Annotated in this window: 15 protein-coding genes; 11 read left to right on the top strand and 4 right to left on the bottom strand. The window is 29.4% G+C overall.

The genetic code is table 11. From position 1 onward, the window contains the following. Nucleotides 1–117 precede the first annotated feature (117 nt). A complete protein-coding gene (locus IC173_RS09615; protein ID WP_227855471.1) occupies nucleotides 118–2,217 on the bottom strand; it encodes a heavy metal translocating P-type ATPase in 2,100 nt (699 codons plus the stop codon). A 64-nt stretch (nucleotides 2,218–2,281) separates the two neighbouring features. Next, nucleotides 2,282–2,680, bottom strand: a complete 399-nt coding sequence (locus IC173_RS09610; protein WP_227433578.1) for a DUF6110 family protein — start codon at nucleotides 2,678–2,680, stop codon at nucleotides 2,282–2,284. A gap of 745 nt (nucleotides 2,681–3,425) precedes the next feature. On the opposite strand from IC173_RS09610, the gene IC173_RS09605 reads away from it, so the two are divergent. Further along, entirely contained in the window at nucleotides 3,426–3,587 is a 162-nt protein-coding gene (locus IC173_RS09605) for a type I toxin-antitoxin system toxin (protein WP_227433577.1), read from the top strand. Between the two features lie 129 nt (nucleotides 3,588–3,716). On the opposite strand, the gene IC173_RS09600 is transcribed toward IC173_RS09605, so the two are convergent. Next, a complete protein-coding gene (locus IC173_RS09600; protein ID WP_227835846.1) occupies nucleotides 3,717–3,998 on the bottom strand; it encodes an FMN-binding protein in 282 nt (93 codons plus the stop codon). 138 nt (nucleotides 3,999–4,136) lie between these two features. After that, nucleotides 4,137–4,472: a hypothetical protein gene (locus tag IC173_RS09595; RefSeq protein ID WP_227855470.1), complete on the bottom strand. Its 336-nt coding sequence runs from the start codon at nucleotides 4,470–4,472 to the stop codon at nucleotides 4,137–4,139. A 961-nt stretch (nucleotides 4,473–5,433) separates the two neighbouring features. On the opposite strand from IC173_RS09595, the gene IC173_RS09590 reads away from it, so the two are divergent. The 10 genes from IC173_RS09590 (at nucleotide 5,434) to IC173_RS09545 (ending at nucleotide 14,119) form a co-directional block, all read left to right on the top strand. After that, nucleotides 5,434–6,768 (top strand): phosphoadenosine phosphosulfate reductase, encoded by a 1,335-nt coding sequence (locus IC173_RS09590; RefSeq protein WP_227433576.1) that lies wholly within the window; start codon nucleotides 5,434–5,436, stop codon nucleotides 6,766–6,768. Next, entirely contained in the window at nucleotides 6,765–7,301 is a 537-nt protein-coding gene (locus IC173_RS09585; protein WP_227433575.1) for an IbrB-like domain-containing protein, read from the top strand. The genes IC173_RS09590 and IC173_RS09585 overlap by 4 nt, the downstream gene beginning before the upstream one ends. 403 nt (nucleotides 7,302–7,704) lie before the next feature. After that, on the top strand, nucleotides 7,705–8,403 hold the full coding sequence (locus IC173_RS09580) for a lantibiotic protection ABC transporter ATP-binding protein (protein WP_227855469.1): 699 nt from the start codon (nucleotides 7,705–7,707) through the stop codon (nucleotides 8,401–8,403). A 1-nt stretch (nucleotide 8,404) separates the two neighbouring features. Then, nucleotides 8,405–9,175, top strand: a complete 771-nt coding sequence (locus tag IC173_RS09575) for a lantibiotic immunity ABC transporter MutE/EpiE family permease subunit (RefSeq protein ID WP_227855468.1) — start codon at nucleotides 8,405–8,407, stop codon at nucleotides 9,173–9,175. After that, on the top strand, nucleotides 9,172–9,939 hold the full coding sequence (locus IC173_RS09570; RefSeq protein WP_227855467.1) for a lantibiotic immunity ABC transporter MutG family permease subunit: 768 nt from the start codon (nucleotides 9,172–9,174) through the stop codon (nucleotides 9,937–9,939). The genes IC173_RS09575 and IC173_RS09570 overlap by 4 nt, the downstream gene beginning before the upstream one ends. A 113-nt stretch (nucleotides 9,940–10,052) precedes the next feature. Next, on the top strand, nucleotides 10,053–10,745 hold the full coding sequence (locus IC173_RS09565; RefSeq protein WP_227831356.1) for a response regulator transcription factor: 693 nt from the start codon (nucleotides 10,053–10,055) through the stop codon (nucleotides 10,743–10,745). Between the two features lie 19 nt (nucleotides 10,746–10,764). Next, a complete protein-coding gene (locus IC173_RS09560; RefSeq protein WP_255613356.1) occupies nucleotides 10,765–12,216 on the top strand; it encodes a sensor histidine kinase in 1,452 nt (483 codons plus the stop codon). 359 nt (nucleotides 12,217–12,575) lie between these two features. Further along, a complete protein-coding gene (locus tag IC173_RS20960) occupies nucleotides 12,576–12,668 on the top strand; it encodes an aminoglycoside 6-adenylyltransferase (protein ID WP_227433570.1) in 93 nt (30 codons plus the stop codon). A 42-nt stretch (nucleotides 12,669–12,710) separates the two neighbouring features. Next, nucleotides 12,711–13,439, top strand: coding sequence for a HEAT repeat domain-containing protein (locus IC173_RS09550; RefSeq protein ID WP_227855466.1), 729 nt, complete (start codon nucleotides 12,711–12,713; stop codon nucleotides 13,437–13,439). 110 nt (nucleotides 13,440–13,549) lie between these two features. Further along, nucleotides 13,550–14,119: a GrpB family protein gene (locus IC173_RS09545; RefSeq protein ID WP_227855465.1), complete on the top strand. Its 570-nt coding sequence runs from the start codon at nucleotides 13,550–13,552 to the stop codon at nucleotides 14,117–14,119. Nucleotides 14,120–14,169 lie beyond the last annotated feature (50 nt).

The following is a 14,169-nucleotide window of genomic DNA, read 5'->3' as shown; positions in this document are numbered from 1 at the left end:
TATTATGGAAATTTAGTCAAAAAAGCACTTTTAAATATTACTGTTTAATTGTTTAAAAGTGCTTTTTTTAATATGAATTATAAATTTTTTATGTATAAATGTGTTATACAAGGGGGTTTAATTGTAGTTATAAGTATTAGGTTTATCTAATAAATTTGTCATACTGTTTAAACTTATTCCAACAGTAGAAGCATTATGCAAAAACGCGGATGTACTTGGTCTAATAAATCCACCTACACCAAGAAAAATCAAACCTAAGTTGAAAGCAATAATAAACTTAGAACTTAAACCAATTCTTTTCATAAGTTTATTGCTAATCTGTTTTAAAGTAATTAAATTATTTAAATTATCTGCTGATATAGTAATATCTGAAATTTCTCTTGCTATTTCAGCACCTTCACTCATTGCAATTCCAACATCTGACTCAGATATAGCAGGGGAATCATTGATTCCGTCTCCAATCATAATAACTTTACGACCTTTTAGTTTTTCATCTTTAATAAAATTGGCTTTGTCTTCTGGTAGAACTTCTGAATAATACTCATCCACTCCAATTTTACTAGCTATAGACCTAGCTGTTTTTTCACTATCACCAGTCATCATTACAATTTTTTTGAGTCCATATTCTCTTAAGTTTGAAATTACATCTTTAGCTTCTTTTCGTAAAGGGTCATTAATACAAATAACAGCTGATAATTTTCCTGATATTGCCATAAATAGGTGAGAATATTCGTCTGAAAGATTATTATATTTATACTCCTCGCCATCTGGTATAATACATTTTTCATCTTCAAATACCAAGTGTTTACTACCTATTATAACCTTTTTATTATCGACTTTTGTTGAAATACCATGTGCAATAATATATTCTACTTCTGTATGCATTTCCTTATGACTGAGACCTTGTTTTTCAGCTTCATGAACTACTGCATTAGCTATAGAATGTGGGAAATGTTCCTCTAGACAAGCAGCTAGTCTTAACATATCTTTTTTATTATAATCTTGGAAGGTAATTATATCTGCAACTGTTGGTTGAGCTTTTGTCAATGTGCCTGTTTTATCAAATACAATAGTATCTGCATAGGCAACATTTTCAAGGAATTTCCCACCTTTTACGGCAATATTATAATTGTTACATTCTCTCATAGCTGATAATACAGAAATAGGAATAGATAGCTTTAACGCACAAGAAAAATCTACCATCAAAATAGAAAGTGCTTTTATAGGATTTCTAGTAACTGCATAAGTAAATAGCGTTCCTAAAAAACTATATGGAACCAAGGTATCTGCTAGATGTTCAAATTTTCCTTCTACAGAAGACTTAAGTTTCTCAGATTCTTCAATCATAGTTACAATTTTTTGAAATCTTGTAGTACCAGCCTTTTCTTTGACACACATTACAATATTACCTTGTTCTATTACAGTTCCAGCATAGATGTAAGAGCCTTCTTTTTTATTAACTGCAAGAGATTCACCTGTAAGAGAGGCCTGATTAATCATTGCTTCACCAGATTCAATAATTCCATCTAATGGAATCATATTTCCCATATTTACACTAACTAAATCGTTTTCTTTTATTTCTGAAATTGGGACTAAAATTTCATTATCATCCTTTTTTAACCATACTTTTTCAATATTTAATGACATGCTTTGAGCTAAATCATCTATAGATTTTTTTCTAGTCCATTCTTCTAGTAATTCGCCTATACCAAGAAGAAACATCACTGACCCAGCTGTATTTATGTCTTTCCTAAAAATGGAGATACCTATTGCAGTTGCATCCAAAACAGAAATTTCTATCTTTTTATTTAGTAAAGAAGATATACCTTTTTTGAAATATTTTATAGAGTGAAGTCCTATAAAAAAAAATCTTAAATATTTTGGGAAAAATATCTTAGATACACTCTTTATAAATAGCTTATTTACTAATTTATCTCTGTAGTAATTATTTAACTCTCTACCAGTGTGTTCAGGGACTAGTTTTTCTATTTCGCTATTGTTGAAACTGAACTTAGTGATTTCTTTTATTATATAGTCTCTTTCACCTGTGTAATAAATAACAGCGTCACCAGTTCTATCATAAACCTTTGCTTTGGTAACACCATTTATAGAAGTCAAATAATATAGTAGAGTATCTGCCTGTTTGTTATTCAATTTACCAAGTTGTAAATCAAAACGTATACGACCTCTGATTTCATGCTTTATATAAAGATTCAATTTACTTCCTCCTGATACTATTAATCATAATACTTGATATTATTAACCATAATAATCGTTAAATTTATTCTGCTGTGCAAGTACTATTTTTTTCTACAGTAGTATTTTCCTTGATGTCTTCACATTTAATGCTATCAGAATCAGTATTTTTTTCTACAGTTTGTACATTTTCATCTTTAATAGTTTCTTGTACAACTTTAGTATCTTCCTGTACATTTTTTGTTTTAGATGAAGATAATTCTTCTAGTTCATTGATTTCTTTTGCCTCAGCTAAAATATCTTCCATATTTTCTTGGATTTTAGTAGTTGTTTCAAGAACAGAATCCTTAACTTTCAACGCTCCAGCAGTTGCTTTAGTACAAGACTTTTTTACACAATCACTTGAAAGTATTTTGACACCTACAGTACCTAAAAGTACTCCTCCTAAAAATATCCCTGTTTTTTTCATTTTTAAAATATTCATTTTATCATATCCTTTCATTAAGTTAAATTTTATTTATATATCTTATGTATAAAGTAATAAATGTTAAAAATAGAGCGCGATTTTACAAAAGTAGTATTATATAGTTCTATTATGTTTCGAGAGTCCTATACGCTTTTGTATAATCCTATATATTTTTGTATAGTTTTATGTGTTTTTTATATAGTCTATATAATTCTTTTACATTTTAATAATTCTCTTATATTTTAAAGAATTATCATGTATTTTAGAAAATTCTTGATATTTATTTCGAAAATTAAAAAGTTAATAATAATTGTTATTAATAGAATTGTAAAATCATATGACATTTATTACCATTTATGCAATTAAGTATAGCACGCATGAATGTAACTTTCAACAGAAAATGATAATTTATATCAATTAATTGGCTTATTTTATGAAAAATATTATTTTATCACTACTCAAGGCTCAATTATTGAGAGTTTTATTTGTAACACATTCCTATAAGTATTACATTGCTTAGAGAAACAAACTTATTCTTGTTTATAGTTGATTTTATTATATTAAATCTAATTTTTAAACAATATTTGATGATAGTAGGTAGATATGATGCTGAAAAGAAAAGGGAGTTATTAGAATAAAAACACAGGTAAAATATGGGAAAGTATATGTTATAATATTTATAGCAAGAAGATGTAACCTATAATTTAAGAGTGGAGTTCATACTAGGATAAAACCTACTTCCTAATGAAAGGAGGTGGGAAGTATGAATAACTTTTTACTTAATGTAATAGCTGGCGTTGTTGCTAGTTTAATATTTTACTTAATTTGTAAAGTGTTTACGAAAGTAAAAAGCCACTCAACTCGTGGCAAGAGTAAAAGTGGCTGGGAATTTGATTTTAAAATCAAGTTCCATAAGTTCAAATAGCTTCATTTAATTATGAACTTCACTCTACGACGAAATAGATTGTAGTTCTTCTTGCTTTTATTATACCACAAATTGGTACAGATATTCAAAAACAATATTTTTACTCTTATAGAAATTTGTTAAGTATAGTTATCCTTTTATGAGTGCATTTTCGATTGCTTTTTTTATAACTTTACTTGAATTTGTTGCACCTGATACAGCATCTACATCTACTTTTTGCTTGTTAAGTACTTTATCAATAACTTTTTCTGCTTTTTTTCCTCGTTCATTTTTATGTTCCAAAAGATTAATGTTTGAAATTTTACCACTCTTTACAGTGACTTCTACTTTAGCAGATATGATATTTATATTACATTCTCCAACATAGGTTCCATCAGCAATGTCAGAGATATTTACTTTTTTAAAGGTCATATTTTCCACTGTTTGTTTGTAATTGTATTTGGTAATTGTTTTGAATATCTTTTGTTTTAATTTAATTTCAGATATATTCAAATATATAAAGTAATAATGTCTATTATAAGAAACTGTATATTTTTAGATTTATCTTATCTATTTGGGAATAGAGCGATAAAGCATATCAAATCCGTGTTTAAGAAATTCCTGTTTAGAAAGTTTTACTTCTTGTTTGATATAAGCTTCTTTATTTGCTGCTGTCTGTATAATGCCAGATAACATTCCCAACAGTGAAAATATAGTAGGCATAATTTCAATATCTTCTCTAAGCTCACCTGATAAGATACCAGTATTTAGTAACTGTTTTATTTTTTCATTGATTTCTTCACCAACACGGAAGGTTTCTTTTTCCCCAGGTGGGTAGTCTGTATTTTCAAAGTCAATGTTGATTTCATCGAGGGCTATTTTAAAACTTATTGCATAGAAAAACACCAGAGATATGACAATGTAGTGTTTATCATTTTCTGGTGCTATTTATATTAAATTATTTTAAAATTCTGACACTGTCGTTTTCAATTAATATTGCTTGATTATCATTAATAGCTTTTAATTCTAAAGTTTTAGAATACGCATTTACTATTTTTTCTACAGCTTTTCCAAATTCTCAATTTTGGAAATGTGGTACTACATAAAAATCAATTGAATTTAAGCTAGAATAGTCTTTTAAGTAGGGCGCTTTTTCTATATAGTCTATTTCAGATGAATATTTATTTTTTTATGATATTACAAATATCTGGAATATAAAGTGTTATATATAGTAGAGCAAATAAAGTTGTTAATAGGGGGTTAAGACCTAAAACTAAGCTGATTCCTATATCAATAAGCAATCCTATTGTAAATTTGATACCTTTATTAAGTTTCAATCAAATCACCATCCTTTTATTTTTTATTACCCAATTTAACTAAAAATAGTTGATTTTTATAAAAATTATTGATGTATAAAATTACTATCTTATAAGTTAATAGTATATTTAAACACTATACATGTCTATATTATTTTAAATATTATATATGTTTATATTATTTTTCTTATAAAACAATAAAAAAAGCAAAGACATTTTTAAAATTTACCTAAGAAATATATAAAAGAAATATATAATCTAAAAAATTATAAACTTGGAAAATAAAAATTTGATTTTAAAACATATGTAAAATACAAAATATTGAGCTAAATACTGAAGAAATAATGATAATTATGCTGTTGGAAAATTATGTAAAATAATGGTAAAATATAGTTTATAATAGAAAAATTGATTTATATTATAATTATATTTATTTTTTTGGATTTATGCACTTAGAGGATTCATAATTTATGCTGATTACTACTAAAAGTGCATATATAATATTATGTTATAAGCTTTCATGAACTTCTATTTGAAAGGGGAGATTACAAATGGATAAAAGATATTTGGAATCCAGTGTATTTGAAGCTTTTCAAGACAGACTTTCTTATGTTTTCAGTGAATTTGATTATATCTATGTATCTTTCAGTGGAGGAAAAGATAGTGGTCTATTATTGAATTTAGTTTTGGATTATAAAAGAAAATATAATATAAAATCCAAAATAGGAGTATTTCATCAAGATTTTGAGGCTCAATATAGTATGACAACAGAATATGTTGAAAAAATGTTTGAAGACAATCTTGAAGATATTGAACCATATTGGGTATGTCTGCCAATGGCTACGAGAACAGCTGTAGGTAATCATGAAATGTTTTGGTATCCATGGGATGATGAGAAAGAAGAATTATGGGTAAGAAAAATGCCAGACAAAGAATACGTAATAAATCAAGAAAATAATCTTTTTACCTACTATAAGTATAAGATGAAGCAGGAAAGTTTGGCAAAGCAATTTGGTAGGTGGATGAGAAACAAGCATAAGGGTGCAAAAGTTGCTTGTTTACTTGGAACAAGAGCTTCAGAATCCTTACAACGTTATTGTGCTATTGTGAATAAACAGCATGGATATAAAGGCAAGTGTTGGATAACAAAGGAGTTTAAAAATGTATGGACAGCATCTCCTTTATATGACTGGGGACTAGAAGATGTTTGGGTAGCCAATTATAAATTCGACTATGAGTACAATAAAATCTATGATTTGTTCTATAAAGCTGGATTGCCTCCAAGAAAAATGAGAGTAGCATCTCCTTTCAATGATTCAGCAAAAGAGAGTTTAAACTTATATAAGATATTGGACCCAGAAGTATGGGTGAAATTGGTTGCTAGAGTACAAGGGGCTAATTTTACTTCTATTTATGGAAAAACAAAAGCTATGGGGTATCGTAGTGTAAAGTTGCCAGAAGGACATACATGGAAAAGTTTCACTTATTTTCTGCTTGATACACTACCTGAAGATATAAGAAATAATTATATTAAAAAATTTTCAACATCTATCGACTTTTGGCATAAAAAGGGTGGTGGTTTGCCAGAAATCGCTATATGTGAGTTGATAAGAAAAGGGTATAATATAGAAATAAATGGAATTTCTAATCATACAAAAGATAAAAAAAGTAGAGTCGTATTCTTAGGAGATATACCTGATGACACAGATGATATTAAATTTACTAAAGATATACCAAGTTGGAAAAGAATGTGTTATTGTATTTTAAAAAATGACCATATGTGTAAGTTTATGGGATTTGGTCCTACAAAAGAGCAAAGAATGAAAACAGAATACATTAAGAAAAAGTATGAAAAATTTTCTAAGATAGGAGTTAAGATGCTATGAAGTATAAAAGTCCTGTATATGAAATCATCGCTGTCCCAATTGAAAAGATAGAATCTAACGACTATAATCCAAATGCAGTAGCTCCACCAGAAATGCAGTTACTGTATAAAAGTATAAAAGAAGATGGATATACAATGCCGATTGTCTGTTATTATAATCCAGAAAATGACAAATATGTTATTGTAGATGGTTTTCATAGATATCGAATAATGCTTGAAAATAAGGATATATATGATAGAGAAGGTGGAGTACTTCCTGTTTCAGTAATTGATAAATCACTTGATGAGAGAATGGCAAGTACTATTCGTCACAATCGTGCAAGAGGTTCACATAATGTGGATTTAATGAGCAATATTATAAAGGAACTTTGTGATATTGGAAAATCTGATAAATGGATATCAAAGCACTTAGGGATGGATATTGAGGAGATTCTTAGATTAAAGCAAATAACTGGATTATCCTATTTATTTAAAGATAAAGAGTTTGGACGTGCATGGATTCCTTTTGATTCTGATACTAAACAAGATAATTAAAAAGATATGTTTTTAGTCTAAACACTATAGAAATACTATTAACCTTTTTGGAGCAGTGTTTTAAAGAACTATGAAGAAGTGTTTTAAAGAAATATGAGGCAGTATATTAAAGAAATATGAAGCAGTATATTAAAGAAAATATACTTGAGTTTAAAGCTTTTGAATAAATACAAGTATTGAGAATAGAGTAGTGTAAGATATAAATTACATAATATTAACAAAGAAAAAAGAGTAGGAGGATATCCTGCTCTTTTTCTTTGTTAGTACTGATTAACTTTTTTCATTTATGAATAAATAGTATATTTTAATAAAAAAATTATAAGTGTTATAAAATTGTTATTTTTTCATGTTAATCTTCTTATAGAAAATGAATTTAGATTATTACAAGAAAGGATGAATAGACATGAAAGACTTAATTCTTGAAACAAAAAATTTATCAAAAAGATATAGAGAGCAGATGGCAGCCAACCATATTTCACTTCAAATTGAACGTAATAGTATATATGGACTTCTTGGACCAAATGGTGCAGGTAAGTCAACAACACTTAAAATGATTGTTGGACTTCTTCATCCAACAGGAGGACATATTTTTTTTAATGGAAAGCCTTGGCAACGAGAGTCTCTTACAAAAATCGGTTCTTTAATCGAATCACCTGCTTTATATGGAAACCTTACAGCAGAGGAAAATCTACTAGTTCACACAAGACTTCTAGGCATTCCACATGAAAAAATTCATGAAGTATTAGACACAGTTGATTTAAAAAATACTGGAAAAAAGAAAGCCTCACAATTTTCTATGGGAATGAAACAACGACTTGGAATCGCTATTGCACTTTTGAATAATCCAGAACTATTGATTTTAGATGAACCAACCAACGGGCTTGACCCATTTGGAATTCAAGAACTACGTGAGTTGATTGCATCTTTTCCTGAAAAGGGAATTACAGTAATTCTCTCAAGTCATATATTATCAGAGGTTGCTCAGGTAGTTGATAAAATAGGAATTATTAGTGGAGGAAGGCTATTATTTCAAGGTATACCAGACCCAAATGAAAATCTAGAGGAATTCTTCTCTGATGTAATCTTAAAAGGAGGAAAGTAAAATGAATGGACTTAAATCTGAACTTTTAAAATACAAAAGAACATTTATGGGGAAATTGATTGTTTTTATTCCAATATTCTTTGCATTATATGCAGGGATAACACAATCAACAATCATGAAAAACCCATTATCTCAAAGTAGCTCTTGGTCATGGGACAGCATTCTAGCCTTGGTTTTTAATTCGTGGCCATTTGTATTTTTACCTCTTGGTATGGGATTGTTTGCTACTTTGGTAGCTAGTCAGGAAAGAAAAGCTGGGAATTATCGCACTTTGCGTGCATATAATGTTTCACCTATGATTCTTTGGACTGATAAGGTTATGGCTATGGCAGTTTACACTCTGCTATCAACACTAGTTTTGATAGTTTCAACAATTATGACTGGTTTGTTTTTATCAGAAGGAGCAATCCCATTTGGTAGGATTATTGCTGGAGGTTTTGTTTGTTGGCTTGTTTCTCTTTCACTTATCCCTATTCAGCTGTGGGCAGCTACATGGAAAGGAACATTTTTAAGTATGGGAATTGCACTTGTAGGTATGATGATAGGTGTTCTTACAGCAATAAAATCTTTATGGTTTGCAGTACCGTGGAGTTGGGCTATGAGACTGATGTGTCCTATTGCTGGTGTGCATCCAAATGGAGCTATTTTGGAGACTGGAAATCCACTTTTAGATTCATCTGTGATTCCTGTTGGGATTATCGTATCCGTGGTTATATTTGTTGGAATTACAGTAGTTACAGGTATTTGGTTTAATAGGAGGGAAATAAAATGATAGGAGTATTATCATCAGAGTGGCTAAAAACAAAACGTACAGCAATTCGTTGGCTTACATTCTTTATGCCTGTAGTCATTGCACTTTGTGTTGTTGCTTATCTGGCAATTAGGTCTGAAGTTACATATAAATTTGTTTTTGAAGGTTATTTTATAGTATGGACAGCAATTATCATTCCAGTAGGAATAAGTCTTCTATCAAGCTTTATTATACATGAGGAGGAACTTGCTGGAGAGTTCAATGGTTTTTTAAATACAGGAGTCTCCCGAATTAAGTTATACTTAGGAAAATTTTTTATATTGATTTTTTGTATGGCAGTCAGCACTTTTATTTCATCACTTATAATATGTGTCGGAATGAATATTATAATACCTGATGAAGGTAGCATTTCTCTATTTATGATGGCATCCTTACTTGCAGTAATAGGGACACTTCCAATTCTATCTATTCACTTGTGGGTCAGTTTTTTATGGGGGATGGGAGCATCCATAGGAATAAGCATGGGTGGTATTTTAATGGCTGCTTTGATTGGAGGAACAAGTCTTGGGGGTAAAATCTGGGTGTTTGTTCCTTGGGCTTGGCCAGTAAAGATGTCAATGTTTCCATCTATTTATTTTCAGACTACCTTATCAACTGCAATTTCTTCAGGAGCAGAGTCACAGCTAATAAATGCACTTAATTTAACAGGAATTGGACTTATCATTTTTCTAGTTGGTGGAATTATATGGTTTAACAGATGGGAAGGTAGAGCATGCAATGAGTAATGACTATGGACATTTTTATAAACTTGACCAATGAGAAAAATTATCAGATAATATATGAACAGGTCACAATACAGGCTTGTTAATAATGCATAAGTATTGGAGGATAATTAAAATTGAGCAAAATATTGATTGTTGATGATGAAAGAGAATTGGTGACATTATTAGAAAAAAAACTGAAGTCAAAAGGGCATGAAGTACTTATCGCATATAATGGAAATGATGGAATTGAATTAGCAAAGAAACAGCCAGACCTTATTATACTTGATATTATGATGCCTGGGGCTGATGGCTTTGAAGTTTGTAGTACCATACGAGATGATGTAGTGTGCCCTATCATTTTTCTAAGTGCAAAGCAATCAGAAACAGATAAAATAAAGGGATTAACTCTTGGCGGAGATGACTATATAGTGAAACCTTTTGGGTTACGAGAATTGATGGCACGTATTGAAGCTAATCTACGCCGTGAAAAGAGGTCACAATATATCAATATGGAAAATAAACGTCCAAAAATGTATTTTGGAAAACTATGTTTAGATATACAAGAGCGTGCAGTCAAAATTGATGGCAAGGATGTTCACTTGACAAAGAGAGAATATGATATTGTAGAATTACTTGCATTGCATGCAGGACAGGTTTTTTCTAGAGAACAAATCTATGAAAAAGTCTGGGGATATGATTCAGAAGGTGAAGATTCAACAGTTGTTGAGCGTGTTAAGAAGATTCGTGCTAAATTTTCTGTGGTAACACCTAAAATTGAATATATTTCTACTGTTTGGGGGATTGGGTATAAATGGAACAAATTTTAGAGAAGGAGATTTTCATATAATGAAAAGCATAAAGAATCGGTCACTTTCAGCACAGTTTCGCAGAACACTTTTTTTAATTATAATCACCAGCATATTGGCGTCACTGATTACTTATGCTGGAGTAATTATGTTGTTTATTCGAGCTTTAAATAATAATGACATATATGGCGAAAATTATTATGAACAGCAGATACCAGAAATAGAAAAATACATTCATAAAAAAAATACAACTATTCTATCTCCTTCAAATGCAGAAGATTTGAACAATATGATTCATGGTGACGGATTATTCTATCAGGTTGTAGATAATGACAGTAACTTTTTATATGGTACATATAAGAAACAAATTTTTGAAACAAAGGAACAATTATTTAATAAACTAAATACTAAAATTATAGATTCGGGAAATTTTGTAAAGATTGTTCCTGTTATTGATGATAGTGGAAAAATCAAAGGGGCTGTCCTTCTTGCTTATCAGTTGAAACTTACTTATGCAAATGGAAATGAAAATGAGCTGTGGAGAGACGATAGGGTTATTATTCTTGTTTTGTTATCTCCTTTTATATATATTATAGGATTTACAATACTATTTTCTCGAATTCTTGCTAAAAATATCAATCGACCACTAAAACTACTGATGGATAGTTCACAGAAGATTAAAGAAAAGAACCTTGATTTTGAAATAGATTATTACGCGGATAATGAACTAGGAAATCTATGTAGTGCTTTTTCAGAAATGAAAGAAGAATTAAAAAAATCCTTATCTGCACAGTGGAAAATAGAACAGGAACGAGTAGAAATGGTAGAGGCATTGGCACATGACCTGAAATCACCATTATCTATTGTAAAGGTATATTCAGAAGCTCTGATTGATGATACTGAGATTAGTGAAGAACAACGTCAATATCTTGCAGTTATAGAAGCAAATGTAGATAAAAGTGTCTCACTAGTTCAGCAAATGCAATATACTTCTGAACTTGAAAAATCTTGTATTCAGTTACAGTTAGTTCCTATAAATCTGACTGAGTTTTTGGAGCAAAAAGTATACTACTATGAATTAGAGGCTAGGAAAAAAGAAATATCTATCACTTTAAACATTCAAAGTGATATAGAAGAATCTATTTTGATTGATATAGAGAAATTGGAAAGAATCTTTGATAATATCGTATCCAATAGTCTTCAATATACTCCAGAAGGTGGAAAAATCAAAATATCAGCAAAGGCAGAAAAAGAATATATCTCATATGAGGTTTGTGATTCTGGTACTGGATTTAGTGCTAAAGATATGCATAAAGTTTTTGAAAAATTTTATAGAGGTGATGAGGCTAGACAAACTAAGGATGGGCATTCTGGTTTGGGGTTGTACATTGTCAAGCAATTAGTTGAGATGCTTGGTGGTTCAATCAGAATAGAAAATGCGGAATGTGGTGGTGCATGTGTTATATTTCAGCATAAAATATTTAATCTCTAATCATTCATATTTAATTTTTTATTGTGTAGATATTGTAAATATATTAATAAGTGATTATGTTAAGTATATAAAAGAGGTATCAGCAATATGTTGATACCTCTTATTGTATTTGAGTATTGAAAAAATATCTTATAAGTTCTTAAATGAATATAGAAAGTTTCTACAATAAATAAAGAAACTTTCTACAAATAAAATCTGTTACCTTGACGTAATAAATATAGTATTATATAACTGTACCAATTAAAAGTAAATATATAACTTTAAGTTAGTTAAGGAGAATAATATGAAAAAATATTTACCTGTTTGTCCAGTAGAAATCACATTCTAAATGAGTTTATATGCGATTGTAATAATTTTTGATGTGTCTTAATAATGTGGCAAAAGGGATTTGGAGAGAAGAAGTTCCTTATTCTATGGATATGATAAATTATTATATCACTAATCTTGTTTAACTATTTTATGTCTGATAAAAAATAATAGTATGAGGTTAATTTATGAAAAGTACTAATGAAGAGTTGATAAAGCGAGGTTTTATTACAGAAGAATATATCAATAAATTTCAATCTTATTCAGATGAAGAGTTATTGGAACTAGCAAGTTCATCAAAAGCAGTTGAAAGGTCAGTTTATATAAATTTGATGTCAAAAAGATATGGAGTCGAAAATAAAGAATTTGTAGAGTTTTTGTTAGGAAAGCTTTGCGTTGAAAAATCTCTATATACGAAGATTGAGATTTGTAATGCCCTTGAAAATGGGAATACTTATACTGCAAAACAGATGATTAAATATCTTGGAACAATAGGAAATAATCAACATAAATATTTGCCAGACAGGGTTTCTAAAAAGAAGAGTTATCCATTAGCAAGGGATATAATTGCAAGAAGTTTAGCAAGGATGAATGTAGAGATTTTACCTGTATTGTTTGACGTTTTAGAGAGTGATGATAGGATTAAGATTTCTGAGGTAATTGATGCTATAGGATTTATGATATTTTATAATCAAGGTGTAGCTAGTGAATATTACTTTAAAAGGATTGTAAGTGTAATGGAAAAGTATTCGGAAGATGATTTAATTATTTGGAAATGCGTAATGTGCCTTTCTTCTTTTAAGACTCAAGAAAGTATAGATATTCTTGAGCAAGTTTTATATAGTGATAAAAATGATTTAATAAAAAATGAAGCGGAGTGTTCTCTAAGTAAGATTAAAAAAGAGATAAAGTTGTAGAAAGAAATAAAATCAAAATTAATAAAGTTGTAGAAGGAAATAAAATCAAAAGCAATAAAATTGTATAAAGAACAATCAAATTTGCTAATCTAAAAGGGGGAAACTGGTTTATGAGAAAACAGCTGTCAGATATGACATTAGAAGAGTTATGGAAGCTATTTCCTATATTTTTAACTAATCATAGGGAATGTTGGAAAGATTGGTTTAAAGAAGAAGAATCTAGACTAACTGAACTACTTCCTATGCGAAAAATTGTGAGAATAAGTCATATTGGAAGTACTGCTGTGAATACAATTTATGCAAAACCGATTGTTGATATACTGATGGAGATAAAGCCTGAGTGTAATATGCAAGAGATTAAAGAGATAATTGAGTCAGATGACTATATTTGCATGTCTGAAAGTGGTGATAGGATTTCATTTAATAAAGGATATACAGTAGATGGGTTTGCAGAACGAGTTTTTCATTTACATATAAGATATGCAGGAGACAATGATGAATTATTTTTTAGAGATTATTTGATTGATAATCCAAGCGTTGCGAAGGAATATGAGAATCTTAAGTTGAAATTATGGAAGGAATATGAGCATAATCGTGATGCTTATACAGATAATAAATCAGATTTTATTAAAAAGGTAACTGAAAAATCTAGGAAATTGTATTCTAATAGATACAGTTAGGATGTTATTTACTATATTTAAGTTTAATATATTTAAATTTAAGTTTAATA

Source organism: Clostridioides sp. ES-S-0048-02 (assembly GCF_020658495.1).
Taxonomy (GTDB): domain Bacteria; phylum Bacillota; class Clostridia; order Peptostreptococcales; family Peptostreptococcaceae; genus Clostridioides.
This window is presented reverse-complemented; position numbering and strand designations above follow the sequence as displayed.